This is a genomic window from Duganella alba (assembly GCF_009674495.1).
In the GTDB taxonomy this organism is placed as follows: Bacteria; Pseudomonadota; Gammaproteobacteria; order Burkholderiales; family Burkholderiaceae_D; genus Rugamonas; species Rugamonas alba.
Genome location: NZ_WKJN01000008.1, coordinates 120,482 through 135,458, shown reverse-complemented (window position 1 = coordinate 135,458; position 14,977 = coordinate 120,482). Strand labels below are relative to the sequence as shown.

Below are 14,977 nucleotides of genomic sequence, written 5' to 3'. Positions count from 1 at the left end.
ATGGAAGCCATACCAAAACAGTGTTGGACCCGCAACCTTCGCAGGAATATCGTAAGCATACCTGACGGATTATACGGAATAAATATGATTCAAAATATCGACACCTACCTTGTAGACGTGCCAACCATTCGACCGCACCGCCTGTCCGTCGCCACCATGAACACGCAGACGCTGGTGCTGGTCAAGGTCACCTGCGACGACGGCATCCTCGGCTGGGGCGAGGCCACCACCATCGGCGGCCTGAATTACGGCGAAGAGAGCCCGGAAAGCATCAAGACCAACATCGACACCTACATCGCGCCGCTGCTGCTCGGTATGGAAGCGAGCGCGGTGGCCAAGGCGATGGCGAAGATCCGCAAGACCATCCAGGGCAACCGCTTCGCCAAATGCGCACTGGAGACCGCGCTGCTCGACGCCCAGGCGCGCCGTCTCAACGTGCCGCTGTCCGAACTGCTTGGCGGCCGGGTGCGCGACGCGCTGCCGGTGGCGTGGACGCTGGCCAGCGGCGACACCACCAAGGACATCGCCGAAGCGGAGCAGATGCTGGAACTGCGCCGCCACCGCATCTTCAAACTGAAGATCGGCCTGCGCGACGTGGCGGCCGACGTCGCCCACGTGCTGGCCATCAAGCGCGCGCTGGGCGACAAGGCCAGTGTGCGGGTGGACGTCAACCAGGCCTGGACCGAGGGCGAAGCGGTACGCGGCATCGCCGCGCTGGAAGCCGGCGGCATCGACCTGATCGAACAGCCGGTCAAGGCCACCAATGTAGCGGCGCTGGCGCGCCTCAAGCAGCGCTTCGACGTCGCCATCATGGCCGACGAAGCGCTGCACGGCCCGGACGACGCCATGGCGCTGGCGCGCGCCGATGCCGCCGACGTCTACGCGGTCAAGATCACCCAGTCCGGCGGCCTGCTGCCGGCGCTGGAAGTGGCGACCGTGGCGCGCCTGGCCGGCATCGAACTGTATGGCGGCACCATGCTGGAAGGCGGCATCGGCACCGCCGCCACCGCCCACGTGTGCTCCACCTTCCCCACGCTGGCCTGGGACACCGAATTGTTCGGACCTCTGCTGCTGACGCAGGAAGTGCTGCGCGAGCCGCTGGTCTACAAGGACTTCATGCTGCAGGTGCCGACCGGCCCTGGCCTCGGCGTGGAAATCGATACCGACAAACTGCACGCCATGCGCCGCAAATAACCAGGAGATGAATGATGCTGTTCCATGTACGAATGAACGTCAACCTGCCGATGACCATGCCGGCCGAGCAGGCCGCGCAACTGAAAGCGGATGAAAAAGCGCTGGCGGCGCGCCTTCAACACGAAGGCAAATGGCGCCACCTGTGGCGCATCGCCGGCCAGTACGCCAACATCAGCGTGTTCGATGTGGCCAGCGTGGACGAGCTGCACACGCTGCTGACATCCCTGCCGCTGTTCCCCTACATGCAGATCCAGGTGATGCCGCTGTGCCGCCATCCTTCCTCGGTCCGCGACAACGACCTTTAAACTCTGACATAGAGGAGACCTGAAATGAACCATGCAGACATCGATAAACTGGTAAAAACCTGGATCGTAGACGCAGCCCAAGCCCCGGCCAATCCGCGCGTGCGGCAGGTGGTGGTGCGCGTGCTGGGCGACTTGTGCAAAGCCATCGAAGACCTGGACGTGACGCCGAATGAATTCTGGAGCGGCGTGTCCTACCTGTCGGCCGCCGGCGCATCGAGTGAACTGGGCCTGCTGGCCGCCGGCCTGGGGCTGGAACACTTCCTCGACCTGCGCGCCGACGAGGCGGAAGCCAGGGCCGGCCTGGCCGGCGCCACGCCGCGCACCATCGAAGGCCCGCTGTACGTGGCCGGCGCGCCGGAAAGCGTGGGCTTCGCGCGTCTGGACGACGGCAGCGAAAGCGAGCGCGCCGAAACGCTGCTGATGCAGGGCACCGTGTTCGACGAAGACGGCAAGCCGCTGGCCGGCGCCAGGGTCGAAGTCTGGCACGCCAACCTGCTCGGCAACTACTCCTTCTTCGACCGCACGCAGTCGGACTTCAATCTGCGCCGCACCATCATCACCGATGACCAGGGCCGCTACCAGTTCCGCAGCATCATCCCGGTCGGCTATGGCTGCCCGCCGGATGGCACCACGCAGCAACTGCTCGACCTGCTGGGCCGCCACGGCCAGCGTCCGGCGCACATCCACTTCTTCATCAGCGCCGAAGGCCAGCGCAAGCTGACCACGCAGATCAACATCGACGGCGACAAATACCTGTGGGACGATTTCGCCTTCGCCACGCGCGAGGGCCTGGTGCCGGCGATAGAGCGCATCAGCGATCCGCAAAAGCTGGATGCGGCGCGCCTGCGACAGCCCTACGCCTCGATCGATTTCGACTTCCACATGACGCGCGAACGTGACGCCTTGCCGGACGCCGAGGTTGACCGTCCACGCGCCGCCGCGTGAGCACGCACCGGAGAACACTATGCCTTATCTGGAAGTAGCCGGCGACCGTCTGCATTACCGCACCGACGGCGACGCCGCACACCCCTGCGTGGTGCTGTCAAATTCCCTCGGCACCGATCTGTCCATGTGGGATGCGCAAGCCGCCGCATTGGCCACCGACCATTACGTGGTCCGCTACGATGCGCGCGGCCATGGCCAGTCGCCGGCCGGCAGCGCGCCGGTGGACCTGGCACGGCTGGGGCAAGACGTGATCGCCCTGCTCGACCATCTGCACATCGACCGCGCCGCCTTCTGCGGCATCTCAATGGGCGGCATGACGGGCCAGTGGCTCGGCATCCACGCGCCGCAGCGCTTCACGCAACTGGTGCTGGCCAATACCGCGGCACGCATCGGCAGCGCCGACGGCTGGCTGACGCGCGCCGCGCAGGTGCGGCAGGACGGCATGGCCGCCATCGCCGACGGCGCCGCTGCGCGCTGGTTTACGCCAGCCTTCATCGAACGCGAACCGGCCATCGTGGCGCAGCTGGTGGATCGCCTGCGCGAACAGGACGCCGGCGGCTACGCGGCCTGCTGCGAAGCGCTGGCGCATGCCGACCTGCGCGCCGACGTGGCCAGCATCACGGCGCCATGCATGATCGTGGCGGGCCTGTCCGATCCGGTCACCACACCGGCCGACGGCGCCTGGCTGCAGCAGCAGATCCCCGGCGCGAAGTTGACCACGCTGCCTGCATCGCACATCTCAAACATCGAAGCCGGCGCGGCGTTCAGCGCGCTGCTGCGCGCTTACCTGGAGTAAGAAGTAATGGATACACGTTTAATGATCATCGGCGGGGTGATGGTGGCCTATTTCGGCCTCATGTCCTGGATTACCTACAGTGTGCGCAAGCACGCCAACAGCAGCGAAGGCATGACGGCCGGCGGCCGCAACTTTCCGGCTTATTTGATCGGCGCGCTGATGCTGTCGGAATTCATCGGCAGCTCGGTCAGCATCGGCACGGCGCAGAAAGGCTATGAAATCGGCATCTCCGCCGCCTGGAACCTGGTGGCGCTGTCGCTCGGCTTCCTGCTGCTGGCGGTGGTGCTGGTGAAGAAGTTCAAGGAGAGCGGACAGACCACCATTTCCGGCATCCTGGCCGCCGCGTATGGCGAGCCGGTACGCTATGCGGCTTCGGTGCTGACCATCGTGGCCTTGAGCATTGTCGCCGTGGCGCTGTATGCCGGCGGCGGCGCGGTACTGGCGGCTGTGCTGCACATTAACAAGAGCCTGGCGATTCTGCTGGTCGGCGCAATCACCGTCATCTACGTCAGCCTGGGCGGCATGCGCTCGGTGGTGTACACCAATTTCGCCCACGCCATCGTCAAGTATGTGGGCGTGATGCTGGCGCTGGCCTATGCGCTGGAAGCCAGCGGCGGCATCGCCACCTTGCAGGCGCAGCTGCCGGCGCAGATGTTCAACTGGACCGAGATCGGCTGGGGCCAGATCGTCGCCTGGATGATCGGCGGCATCGGCTCGATCTTCGCCACGCAGTACGTGATCCAGGCGCTGGTGGGCACCGACAATCCGGCCGTGGCGCGCCGCGCGTGCTACTACGTGTCGTCGCTGATGATTCCCTTCGGCCTGATGGCGGCGCTGATCGGCATGTGCAGCGCGGTGATGTGGCCGGGCATGAAGTCGATCGACGCCTTTCCCAAGCTGATCGCCCACATGCCGGCCTTCTCGGCCAGCATCATGGTGGTGGGCCTGGCCGGCGCGCTGTTCGGCGGCATTTCGGCCACCACCCTGGCTTCGGCCACGCTGGCGATGAAGGACTTCTACAATCCCTTCTTCAACAAGGCCAAGAGCGACGCCCGGTCGGTGCTGTTCCTGCGCGTCGCCATTGCGGTGACCGGCCTGCTGCCGCTGGTGCTGGCGCTGTATGCGGAAAAGCTGCTGATGATCGCCTTCCTCGGCAAGGCCTTACGGGCGACGCTGGCGGTGCTGATCCTGATGGCTTTCTATGCGCCGAAGTTCGGCACGCCACGCGGCGCGTTTGCCGGCGTGATTCTGTCGGTGATTGCCACCATCGGCTGGTTCCTGGCCGGAAATCCGTTTGGCGTCGACAGTTCCTACCTGGCGCTGGCCGGTCCGGTGCTGACCATGGGCATCAGCGAACTGTTCAAGCCGGGTGCACCAGCCACATCCAGGCACTCAGCGTAAAGAACGACGCCACCATGCAGATCAATAGCGCGGTGGCGCTGCGGTCGGCCTCGCCGTAGGCCTGGCCCAGGATAGGATAGATGCTCAGCATCGGCATGGCGGCCATCAGCAAGGCGGCGGCGCGCAGGTCCGGCGCCATCGGCGTGATGCCCAGCAGCGGCACCAGCGAAGCGATCAGCAATACCGCCAGTGGATGGCCGATCAACTTGCCGGCCACCAGCGGCACCACGCGCTGCCAGCCCGTGCTAAGCGACAAACCGACCAGCATGCCGCCGATGGCAAACAGCGACAGGCCGCCGCTGGCCTGAGCGAACAGCGTCACCGTGCGGATGACCGGCTGCGGCAGCTTGAGTTCCGACAGGCTGACGATCAGGCCGGCCGTCACCGAAATCACCAGCGGATTGCGCATCAGCCGCTGCGCCGACTGGCGGATGACCTGATGCCATGCGCCGCCTCCGCCGCCCCGGCCGTGCTCGGCCATCGCCAGCAGCAACGGCAGCATCACCAGGTTTTCCACGATCACGTTCAGGCCCAGCGCCACGCCGGCCACCGGCGCCACCATCAGCATCAGGATAGGAAAGCCGATAAAGCTGCTGTTCGAGCACGACACGCCCATGGCCATGAACGTGCTGCGTATCAGGCTCAATCGGAGCAGGCGCCGGCCCAGAAAGAACGCCAGCGCCAGCATCAACAGCGAACCGAACAGATACGACAGCAGATACGCCGGATGCAGAATCTCCCGGATATGCCGCTGCGCCAGCGCATTGAAAATCAACGCCGGCAGCGCCAGGTTAAACACAAACTTCCCGAACACCTGCATATCCGCCCGCGCAAACAACCCGCCACGGGTAGCGGCATAGCCAGCAAGAACAATCAGATAAATCGGACAAGTGATCGCAAGAATTTCAAGCATACTAGCAATCAGCCTTCCCACGGATTGATGACTTTGACACCGACGGCCTCATACGGCCCGTGTCACGCGACGCGACGATAAAGCCGCGCGCGGCCGCAATCGCGGCAATGTAAGCATCCGGAATGGGAAAAGCCCGCCCAGCCTTTTTTGCAATGACTGCCAACTGCGCATAACGCCCCGCCGCCTCGGTGTCGAATGGGAGAATTTTGTCTTTGAACATACTCAGCAAATCGTCGAGTCCCTGGGCCAGCTGGTTCTTGCGTTTTCCCTTTGGAAGAGAACCTATACCCAGCAGCAACTCGGCCAGGGTTACGCTCGACAGATAGAGTGTCGCCTCGACTTGGCTATTCAGCCAGTTCCGTACTGCTTGGTCAGGGCGCTGCTTCATCGCCTCGGAGATGACATTGGTATCGAGAATAATCATTCAAAGCTCATGGGCTTGGATGGCGTTCTGACGCGGACCTGATCGAGGCTCTCTGCATCCTCGTCTGTGAAGCCGATTTTTCTGCCCAGCGCCGCAAGCGCATCGCCCATCAACACACGCTGCTCAGGCTTGACTGCAGCAGCCAGAATTTCCCGCACCTCGGCCTCCGTGCTCCGGCCATGCTCGGCAGCACGCACCCGAAGCGCGCGATGGACATCATCAGGAAGGTTACGGATTGTCAGCATCGCCATGATATGGCCCCTCGTCAGCATGCAATGCATTCATCTTATGCTTTTGCATGCAAAGCTTCAAGCACGCTCAGCTTGTACGATCAATGATGACGTAGTGTTTTTTGACCGGCTCGACGACTTCGAACACGCCTTTGAAGCCGGCGGGGATGACCAGCGCATCGCCGGGGCCGGCTTCGGCTGCGTGGCCTTGTTCGTCGATGACGCGGCAGCGGCCTTCGAGGACGTAATAGTATTCATCCTTGTGCGGACCGAAGGCGATCCGCCAGCTGCCCTGTTCGCAGGCCCAGATGCCGGCGCTGACATCGCCGCTGGCATCGGTGAAATGGTTCCAGGTGGTACGCTGCGGATTGCCTTCAAGACGGCGCTCGGCGCGCGGATGGTCATATTCGGGCGTCGGCGATTGATGGCGGAATTCGGTGATGGTGGGCATAATGCTTGGCAGAAGTCATGTTTCCAGAGATTGACTTTACCATTAGAGAGGAACCCCATGCTAGACCACGTGTTTTTGTCGGTACGCGACCTGCCCGCTTCCATCAAGTTCTACGAGCAGGCGCTGGCGCCGCTCGGCATCCTGCACGTCCACGATTACGATGGCGCCGACGGGCCGAAAGGCCATCCCGACCTGAAGGGATTCGGCAGCAACAACCGGATTTACTTCTGGCTGCGCGACGGTAACGTCGATGCGCGCGCCGCCCATGTCGGCTTTGTCGCCAACAGCGAAGAACAGGTGAACGCCTTCTACGCCGCCGCGATGGCAGCCGGCGCCACCGACAACGGCGCACCAGGCGCACGGCTATACTACGACCCGCGCTACTACGCCGCCAACATCTTCGATCCCGACGGCTACAGTATCGAGGTGGTCTACAAGAGCTGGCAGCACGCCGCCGCGCCGACGGCATAAGCGCTCATCGCGAGCAGCGCGGTCATGCTTATTTCACTGCGGCGTTGAGTTTTTTCGCCATGTCTTCATGGTGCGCAACGGTCGGCTCCAGCTTGGTCGCCAGCGCCTTGACGTCCGCGTCCTTGCTGTCGGCGATGTCTTTTTTTAGCGCTGCGTGAACCTTGGTGTGGTCGGCGACGCCGGCCTTGCTCACGTAGGCCTTGTCGAATGCTGCGCCGGACAGTTTCTGCAAGTCCGCCGCCATTTTTTGATGGGCGGCGTCAGGATCGGTAGGCAGGGTGACATTCTTTGCCATCGCTACCTTCCTGGTTTCATCCAGACCTTTGCCATGATCGTCGATCATCATCTGCGCGAATTGCTTGACGTCGGCGTTGGCGCTTTTCTCCAGCGCCATCTTGCCGGCCGCGACTTCAGCGATGTTGGCCTGGGCGATGGCGACCAGACGGCCTTCGTCCGCCTTGTTCAGCGCGGCGGAGGTCTGCGCGGCGGCGAATTGCGTGATAGCGCCAAGAATGCATGCGGATGCCAGATGTGCGGTTTTCATTTTTCGGTCTCTCCAGGTGAACTAAGTGTTCCTGAAATGTAGACCTGAAACCGTGCCAAAACGGTGTGCCAGCGTACCGATACCGCTACACGCAACCAGTAACGCTCACGGTTGCTGGTCGCCCTGCGCGCGCAGTTGCTTGAGGGCGTCCAGTCCGGCTTGCTGCGCCGCCTCTTCAGCGTCAGCCTCACTGGAAAAACTCACGTCGGCCGCGACACGCTGCCGGGGATAAATGTTAGCCAGATGCATGGGATTGTCGGAGGGCGCGAAGATCGCAACGTATGCGCCCCACTCGTTCGTTCCCGCAAGCGGTTCCGCCGTAAATTCAATTTCGTAGCCATCTATATTTGTCGTGGACATCGCCGGCTCCAGCTGAACATTATCTAGTGATTCGCGTGCTTCCCGGTTTTTGCCGGCTTGGCATCGACCACAGCACGCTTGCGTGCTTTCTTGGGCAACAGCGAGTGGCTCGCCAGTCCCGTCGTCGAACAGGCGGCGATCAATCGCAACGCCGGCATTAGTTCGCTGAACGCAACTTCCGAAGCCTGCGCCAAAGTTTCAGCGGAGGTCGGCAGGTCAGTGGAAAACTTGCCTTCAATACTCAAATGACCGACTTCGTGGATTTGTAATTCGAGGGCGATGGATTCCTGGCTGGTGCTGCTGGCGATGCGCTGACCGTCAATCTCCAGCGTCATTTCAACCACGCCTGCCACGCGGGAAAATGTAACATTAGCAGATTTCATATGGGCTCCTGATTTTCAAAATTTTGAGCAACAATGTGCTCTCCGCCGCAGAACTAGCCCAGTTCTGGCGGCGTTTCCAACAATGCGCAACCTTAGCAGATTCGTCAGGCATGCGAAAGTACAGCGTTTATTGCGCGTCGATTTTCGACAGTTCATTGGCAATCGCCGCGCGATCCTGAGCCATCAACATGCGGCACGCAGCACGGACCAACACGCTTTTCTTGATCTTGCCGCCGGAGGATTCTCCGAGTTCCAGACGCAAGGTCTGCATGGCGTCATATTCCGGTTCTGGCAACGAAACAGTCCAGGTAATCTGCTTGGGTGGTTTGCTGGATTTCATGTGATCCTCCTCTATCAGAAAAATCAGCATGCACCTGAGTCCCTTGCGCACATTTATGCACTTTTAGATCCACGTCAAACGCCGGTGACAAATGTCGACCGGGGCTCCGCCGAAATGGCGACGCGGCAAGCAATGCATTAGGCTATGCTAGCGGTTTTCCTATTCTCATCGCATTATGGAACCTCTCGATATCGTCGACACACAGAACGAACCGCAACAGCCGGCTGGCCGCAAGCTCAACGCCACCGTCGCCATCACGGTGGCCTTGCTCGCCACCTTCATGGGCATCTGCAAGGTCAAGGATGACAACATCAACCAGAGCATGCAGCAGGCACAGGTCAACCGCGTCGATCACTGGGCCTTCTATCAGGCGCGCAATGTGCGCGAGGAAGTTGCCAAGGCGACAGTGGTGCAGCTGAAGCTGGCAGCGGCGGGCAGGCCGGCCGGCGAACAGGCCGGGTATCAGGAGGCGATCAAGCAGTACGAAGCGCTGGCGCTGGAACAGGGCCACAAGAAAGCCGAGGCCAAGGCGGATGCCGAAAACGATCAGAAGCTGTATGATGCGGCCAACTTCAAGGACGACCAGTTCGACCTGTCGGACGCCCTGCTGGCCATCGCCATTTCGCTGCTGGCCATCACCGCGCTGACGCAGCTGTGGGCGCTGTACTTCGTGGCACTGGTGCCGACCGCCTTCGGCGTGCTGATGGGACTATCCGGCCTGGCCGGCTGGGCCATCCACCCGAACGCCCTCACCGCCCTGCTCTCCTGACGAAAAGCAAGATCGGCCGCTCGTGCGGAAGCGAACATACACGCGCGGCCGCTTGTCACATCCTAAGTCTGCTACCAATACCGGGAAACAGACCATGTCCAAGACCGTCGCAGAAGCCATCATCGAAACCCTGCAGCAAGCAGGCGCCAAACATTGCTGGGGCGTCCCCGGCGATACCCTGAACCACATCACCGACGCCATCCGCCGCAGCGAGATCGACTGGGTCCACGTGCGCCACGAGGAAGCCGGCGGATTCGCCGCCGGCGCCGAGGCCATGCTCACCGGCCGGCTGACCTTGTGCGCCGGTTCCTGCGGTCCCGGCAGCCTGCACTTCGTCAACGGCCTGTTCGAGGCGCACCGCAACCGCTCGCCGGTGGTGCTGATCGCCAGCCAGATCGTGCGCGACGAACAGGGCTTCGACTTCCCGCAGGAAGTGGATTACAAACCCATCTACGACCAGTGCAGCGTGTTCTGCCAGGAGATCCGCACGCCGGCCCAGGCACGGCGCGTCACCGCGGCGGCGGCGCAGGCCGCGCTGACCAAGGGCGGCGTGGCGGTCATCATCGTGCCGGCGGATATTTCGAAGGAAACCGCCGCTGACGAACCGCCATTCGCGGTGCATCAGCCGCGCCCGCAAACGCGGCCCTCGGACGACGAACTGGCGCGCATCGCCGAAGTGCTCAACACCGGCAAGAAAATCGCCATCTACGGCGGCTCCGGCTGCCAGGGCGCGCACACGGCGCTGATGGCGGTGGCGGCACGGCTCAAGGCGCCCATCGCCCACACCTCGCGCGCCAAGGATTTCGTTGAATACGACAATCCGCACAACGTCGGCATGACCGGCATCTTCGGCGTCGAATCCGGCTACCACGCGGTCAGCGAGTGCGACACCTTGCTGCTATTAGGTTGTGACTTCGCCTGGCGCCAGTTCTACCCGGCGCACGCGCGCATCATCCAGATCGACATCGACCCCACTCACCTGGGCCGACGCCATCCAATCGAACTCGGCGCGGTGGGCGACATCGGCGCCACGCTGACGGCGCTGCTGCCGCTGTTGCAGCAGCATGACGACGCCAGCTTCCTCGACCACTGCGTCGAGCGCCACCAGAAAGCCCTCGCCCACCTCAACGAACGCGCCACGGCCGGCGACAACGGCACCATCCGCCCGCAATACCTGACGGCGACGATCGACAAGTACGCCGACGACGACGCCATCTTCACGGCCGACGGCGGCTCGCCCATGGTCTGGGTGCTGCGCCACACGCGCGCCAACGGCCGCCGCCGCACGCTGGTCAGCCTGACCCACGGCACCATGGCCAACGCCATGCCGCAGGCACTGGGCGCCAAGAAAGCCTTCCCGCAACGGCAGGTGATCTCGCTGTCGGGCGATGGCGGCCTGGCGATGCTGATGGGCGATCTGATTACGGCGGTGCAGGAAAACATCGCGATCAAGGTCGCGGTCTACAACAACAGTTCGCTGGGATTTGTGGAGCTGGAACAGAAAGTCGAAGGCTTGCTGGACGCCTATACCGACTTGAAGAATCCGGACTTCGCGCGCGTGGCGGAAGCCATCGGCATCTACGGCCAGCGGGTCGAAACGCCGGCCCAACTGGAAGAGGCGGTGCAGGCCTGGCTAGCCCATCCGGGCCCGGCGCTGCTGGATGTGACGACCGACCGTTTCGAACTGGTCATGCCGCCCACCTTGGAAATGAAGCAGGTGCTGGGCACCGCCCTGTATTCTGCCAAGGCGGTGCTGAGTGGACGAGGCCAGGACGTGATCGACCTCGTCAAGGACAACCTGACCAAATAAGCTCAGCCGGCCTTATTCAGCAGCGAGTGGTGACGGGCATAGGTGAAGTACACCACCAGCCCGATCGCCAGCCAGATGGTGAAGGCGATCCAGGTGATCGCGCTGAGGAACACCATCAGCGCGCCGCAGAACAGGATCGCCAGGCCTGGAATGACCGGCACGCCCGGGCAGCGGAAGGCGCGCGGCAGGTCCGGACGCTTCCGGCGCAGCACGATCACCGCCACCGACACCAGGCAGAACGCGGCCAGCGTGCCGATGTTCGCCAGCTCGCCCAGCACTTCCAGCGGCACCAGCGCGCCCAGCAGGCCGAACACGATGCCGACCAGCCAGGTCGCCACGATCGGCGTGCCGGCGCCGTTCAGCGCGGACAGGCGTTTCGGCAGCAGGCCGTCGCGCGACATCGCATACAGCACACGGCTCTGGCCGAAGGCCATCACCAGGATCACGGTGCTCATGCCCAGGATCGCGCCGAGGTCGACGAAGCCGGCCACCCAGTTTTCGCCGGCGAATTGCAGCGCCAGCGACACCGGATGATCGATGCCCTTGAACTGGGTGTACGGCACGATGCCGGTCATGATGGCCGACACCACCACGTACAGCACGGTGCAGACAGCCAGCGAACCGATGATGCCGATCGGCAGATCGCGCTTCGGCTGCTTGACCTCTTCCGCAGCCGTGGTCACCGCGTCAAAACCGATGAACGCGAAGAACACCAGCGCCGCCGCGCTCATAACGCCGGTGGCGCCATACGGCATGAAGGGATGCCAGTTCGGCGGCGACACGTGGCGCGCACCGACAAAGATAAACAGCAGCACCACGCTGATCTTCACCACCACCATGATGTTGTTGACGCGGGCGGATTCACGCACGCCCAGCGACAGCAGCACGGTCAGCACCATCATGATCAGGAAGGCCGGCAGGTTGAAGAAAGTGGTCACGCCAGGCAGCGCACCCGGCGCGGCGGACAACGCCACCGGGATGTGGATGCCGAAGCCGCTGATCAGCGACTGGAAGTAGCCCGACCAGCCCACCGACACGGCGGACGTCACCAGGCCGTATTCCAGGATCAGATCCCAGCCGATCATCCAGGCGATGATCTCGCCCAAAATGGCGTAGCTGTAGGTGTAAATGCCGCCGGCCACCGGCAGGATGGAGGCGAATTCCGCATAGCACAGCGCGGCAAAGCCGCAGGCAAACGCGGCCACCACAAAGGACAGGGCCAACGCCGGACCGGCCGTCGTCGCGCCGCTGCCCGTCAGCACAAAAATACCGGTGCCGACAATGGCGCCGATGCCCATCAAAATCAGATCGACCGGTCCGAGGACTTTCTTCAGCCCGCCAGGTTTGGCGCTGGCTTCGCGCATGGCGTCCAAGTCCTTGGTTCTAAAAATACTCACTACAGCCTCCATTGCTTGTTATTCATTCATCCCAGATGCAAAAAAGGGCAGCCGCAGCGGCTGCCCTCAAGGGCCGGGGATTTTACCACGCTTTGTTTTCAGGAAACGCCGTACCACTTCCAGCAACAGCATGCCGAGGACGATGCCGAACAGCCGCTGCAGCCCTGTCGCGGCGTCCACCGACGCGTAGTTGTCCGGCACCAGCACCACCAGAAACGCCAGCGCCAGCTGCGTGCCGACGTACTCGATGCCGCGCCCGGCATTCTCGATATGGCGGCCGGCCGCCACGCCCAGACAGGCCGCCAATGTCATGACGATGGGCGACGCATGGCTCAATAGCAGAATGCCGGTGGCCAGCAAACCGCCGATGCAACAGCCGAAAAACCTGTGCCGCAGCCGGGTCGCGGCCGGGCTGTCCGATGCGGCAAGGTCCGCCGCCGGCACCATCATCACCGCCATGATGGTGATGCTGCTCTGGCTGAGCGCCTTGATGTGCCATGCCGTCCAAACCCAGGGAATCAGCGCCAGCGCCAGTGCGCCCTGCAAGGCATGCAGGCAAGCCGCCTTGTGCCAGAACTGCAGGACCGGCGCCGCAACCGCCCCCGCCGCGCGCTGCATGACCAGCGCCGAGAGCGCACTGACCAGCACCGCAGCGGCAGTGCCGACAGATACCTCGGTGAGCCGCGCCCGCGCAAACGCCGCCAGCGCCACGCTGGAATCCTGCATGCCGTCAATCAGCACCATCGCAAAGCTCAGGCCGGCCAACAGCCAACCGTAGCCGCGCCGGTCCAGCACGCACAGATACAGTGTGGCGCCGCCCACCACGGCCAACGCCAGACTGAGCAGGACGGTCGAACCAAGCAACACCGGCGCCAGCAGCCACGCCAGCGTCACGCCGGCGGCCGTGCCCGCCACGCGCAGCGCACCACGCCACGCGGTGTCGGCCAAGGTGCCGCGTATCACGATGAAGGCGCTGAAGGCGGCCCAGCCGACATTGCCGATGCCAAGCATATGCGCTGCGGCGATGGCCAGCAGCACGGCCGCCAGGCAGCTGACCTCATCGACAGCGCGCGCGCCGGACATGCGCCACGGGAGGAAGTCGCGCGCCACGCTGGCGGCGGCGGCGCTCCATCCTCTGATGCCGTTACCGTCCATTGAGCCCGGGCCAGTCGGAATAGCCGGTGGCGTCGCCGCCGTACCAGTATTCCTTCGGCGCTTCGGCCAGCGGCGCGCCGGTGCGCAGGCGCTCGACCAGGTCCGGATTGGCGATGAACGGCCGGCCGATGCTGAACAGGTCGGCATCGCCCGCCGCCAGTGTCTGCTCGGCCAGCGCCAGCGTGTACTGGTTGTTGGCGATGTAGGCGCCGTTGAAGCGTTCGCGCAAGGCCGTGAAGCTGATGCCGTCGGTGGCCTCGCGGCTCAACTGGGTCACGCCTTCGATGTCGTGAATGTACAGCAGGCCCAGTGCCGACAGCGCATCCACAAACGCACCGAAGGTGGCCATGGTGTTGCTGTCGAGCGGCGTATTGCCCGGCGCGGTCGTCACCGGCGAGATACGAATGCCGACGCGGTCGGCGCCCCAGACATCCACCACCGCGCGCACCACTTCCAGCGGGAAGCGCAGGCGGTTTTCCAGCGAGCCGCCATATTCGTCGCTGCGATGGTTGGTGCTGTCGCGGACGAACTGCTCGAGCAGGTAGTTGTTGGCCGCATGCACCTCCACGCCATCGAAGCCGGCGCGCCTGGCGTTTTCGGCGGCGCGGCGGTAATCGTCGACGATGCCGGGCAATTCGCTGGCGTCCAGCGCACGTGGCGTGACGAAGTCCTTCATGCCGTCGTGCACGCGGATCTGCCCTTCCGGCTTGATCGCCGATGGCGCCACCGGCAGGCCGCCGTTGTGCAGGTCCGGATGCGACATGCGGCCGGTGTGCCACAGTTGCAGGAAGATCTTGCCGTCGCGTTCGTGCACGGCGTCGGTGACGCGGCGCCAGGCGGCGACCTGTTCCTCGGTCCAGATGCCGGGCGTGCGCGGATAGCCACGGCCCTGCGCCGAGATGTTGGTGGCTTCCGTGACGATCAGGCCGGCGCCGGCGCGCTGGGCGTAATACGCTGCGGCATACTCCGGCGGCACGCCGGCGTCGTCCGAGCGGCTGCGCGTCATCGGCGCCATGACGATGCGGTTTTTCAGCGACAGGCCGCCGATGGTGACGGGCTGAAGAATTGGGCTATTGGCATGCATGATGT

The 14,977-nt window shown here is 63.6% G+C and carries 18 protein-coding genes and 1 pseudogene; 8 read left to right on the top strand and 11 right to left on the bottom strand.

What is annotated here, in order from left to right; genetic code table 11:
- The first annotated feature begins 84 nt into the window (after positions 1–84).
- The 5 genes from GJ695_RS10490 to GJ695_RS10470 are packed head-to-tail and all read left to right on the top strand — an operon-like array spanning position 85 to position 4,641.
- Positions 85–1,194, top strand: a complete 1,110-nt coding sequence (locus tag GJ695_RS10490; protein ID WP_154364438.1) for a muconate/chloromuconate family cycloisomerase — start codon at positions 85–87, stop codon at positions 1,192–1,194.
- Positions 1,195–1,208: 14 nt separating this feature from the next.
- Positions 1,209–1,499 carry a muconolactone Delta-isomerase gene (catC, locus tag GJ695_RS10485; RefSeq protein WP_154364582.1) on the top strand — a complete coding sequence of 97 codons (291 nt, stop codon included), beginning with the start codon at positions 1,209–1,211 and terminating at the stop codon, positions 1,497–1,499.
- A gap of 24 nt (positions 1,500–1,523) precedes the next feature.
- The gene (catA, locus tag GJ695_RS10480) at positions 1,524–2,444 is read left to right on the top strand and encodes a catechol 1,2-dioxygenase (RefSeq protein ID WP_154364436.1); all 921 of its coding nucleotides are present in this window, start codon (positions 1,524–1,526) and stop codon (positions 2,442–2,444) included.
- 19 nt (positions 2,445–2,463) lie between these two features.
- Entirely contained in the window at positions 2,464–3,240 is a 777-nt protein-coding gene (pcaD, locus tag GJ695_RS10475; protein ID WP_154364435.1) for a 3-oxoadipate enol-lactonase, read from the top strand.
- Between the two features lie 6 nt (positions 3,241–3,246).
- On the top strand, positions 3,247–4,641 hold the full coding sequence (locus GJ695_RS10470; protein ID WP_154364432.1) for a sodium:solute symporter family protein: 1,395 nt from the start codon (positions 3,247–3,249) through the stop codon (positions 4,639–4,641).
- Here the strand turns inward: GJ695_RS10470 and GJ695_RS10465 are convergent.
- The 4 genes and pseudogenes from GJ695_RS10465 to GJ695_RS10450 all read right to left on the bottom strand — a co-directional run bounded on the left by GJ695_RS10465 (position 4,601) and on the right by GJ695_RS10450 (position 6,659).
- Positions 4,601–5,554 carry an AEC family transporter gene (locus tag GJ695_RS10465; RefSeq protein ID WP_154364431.1) on the bottom strand — a complete coding sequence of 318 codons (954 nt, stop codon included), beginning with the start codon at positions 5,552–5,554 and terminating at the stop codon, positions 4,601–4,603. The two genes, GJ695_RS10470 and GJ695_RS10465, sit on opposite strands and share 41 nt — an antisense overlap.
- Before the next feature lie 8 nt (positions 5,555–5,562).
- Positions 5,563–5,978, bottom strand: a pseudogene (locus GJ695_RS10460) (type II toxin-antitoxin system VapC family toxin).
- The gene (locus GJ695_RS10455) at positions 5,975–6,229 is read right to left on the bottom strand and encodes a FitA-like ribbon-helix-helix domain-containing protein (protein ID WP_154357182.1); all 255 of its coding nucleotides are present in this window, start codon (positions 6,227–6,229) and stop codon (positions 5,975–5,977) included. Before GJ695_RS10455 ends, GJ695_RS10460 begins: the two are co-directional and overlap by 4 nt.
- 67 nt (positions 6,230–6,296) lie before the next feature.
- Entirely contained in the window at positions 6,297–6,659 is a 363-nt protein-coding gene (locus GJ695_RS10450) for a cupin domain-containing protein (protein WP_154364429.1), read from the bottom strand.
- Between the two features lie 57 nt (positions 6,660–6,716).
- On the opposite strand from GJ695_RS10450, the gene GJ695_RS10445 reads away from it, so the two are divergent.
- A complete protein-coding gene (locus tag GJ695_RS10445) occupies positions 6,717–7,130 on the top strand; it encodes a VOC family protein (protein WP_154364427.1) in 414 nt (137 codons plus the stop codon).
- Between the two features lie 28 nt (positions 7,131–7,158).
- Here GJ695_RS10445 and GJ695_RS10440 read toward each other — a convergent pair whose 3' ends face one another.
- The 4 genes from GJ695_RS10440 to GJ695_RS10425 all read right to left on the bottom strand — a co-directional run bounded on the left by GJ695_RS10440 (position 7,159) and on the right by GJ695_RS10425 (position 8,757).
- Positions 7,159–7,674, bottom strand: a complete 516-nt coding sequence (locus tag GJ695_RS10440) for a DUF4142 domain-containing protein (protein WP_154364425.1) — start codon at positions 7,672–7,674, stop codon at positions 7,159–7,161.
- A gap of 105 nt (positions 7,675–7,779) precedes the next feature.
- The gene (locus GJ695_RS10435; RefSeq protein ID WP_154364423.1) at positions 7,780–8,034 is read right to left on the bottom strand and encodes a hypothetical protein; all 255 of its coding nucleotides are present in this window, start codon (positions 8,032–8,034) and stop codon (positions 7,780–7,782) included.
- A 23-nt stretch (positions 8,035–8,057) separates the two neighbouring features.
- On the bottom strand, positions 8,058–8,417 hold the full coding sequence (locus GJ695_RS10430) for a hypothetical protein (RefSeq protein WP_154364421.1): 360 nt from the start codon (positions 8,415–8,417) through the stop codon (positions 8,058–8,060).
- A 127-nt stretch (positions 8,418–8,544) separates the two neighbouring features.
- The gene (locus tag GJ695_RS10425) at positions 8,545–8,757 is read right to left on the bottom strand and encodes a hypothetical protein (RefSeq protein ID WP_154364419.1); all 213 of its coding nucleotides are present in this window, start codon (positions 8,755–8,757) and stop codon (positions 8,545–8,547) included.
- Between the two features lie 175 nt (positions 8,758–8,932).
- Between GJ695_RS10425 and GJ695_RS10420 the strand changes: the two genes are divergently transcribed.
- Together GJ695_RS10420 and GJ695_RS10415 are read left to right on the top strand one after the other, a co-directional pair.
- Positions 8,933–9,526, top strand: a complete 594-nt coding sequence (locus GJ695_RS10420) for a DUF4337 domain-containing protein (protein WP_154364417.1) — start codon at positions 8,933–8,935, stop codon at positions 9,524–9,526.
- Between the two features lie 94 nt (positions 9,527–9,620).
- Entirely contained in the window at positions 9,621–11,336 is a 1,716-nt protein-coding gene (locus GJ695_RS10415) for a thiamine pyrophosphate-dependent enzyme (RefSeq protein WP_154364415.1), read from the top strand.
- A 2-nt stretch (positions 11,337–11,338) separates the two neighbouring features.
- On the opposite strand, the gene bcaP is transcribed toward GJ695_RS10415, so the two are convergent.
- The 3 genes from bcaP to GJ695_RS10400 all read right to left on the bottom strand — a co-directional run bounded on the left by bcaP (position 11,339) and on the right by GJ695_RS10400 (position 14,972).
- Positions 11,339–12,733 (bottom strand): branched-chain amino acid transporter BcaP, encoded by a 1,395-nt coding sequence (gene bcaP, locus GJ695_RS10410; protein ID WP_371866516.1) that lies wholly within the window; start codon positions 12,731–12,733, stop codon positions 11,339–11,341.
- 66 nt (positions 12,734–12,799) lie between these two features.
- A complete protein-coding gene (locus tag GJ695_RS10405; protein WP_154364413.1) occupies positions 12,800–13,888 on the bottom strand; it encodes an FUSC family protein in 1,089 nt (362 codons plus the stop codon).
- On the bottom strand, positions 13,878–14,972 hold the full coding sequence (locus GJ695_RS10400; protein ID WP_154364410.1) for an alkene reductase: 1,095 nt from the start codon (positions 14,970–14,972) through the stop codon (positions 13,878–13,880). Before GJ695_RS10400 ends, GJ695_RS10405 begins: the two co-directional genes overlap by 11 nt.
- Positions 14,973–14,977 lie beyond the last annotated feature (5 nt).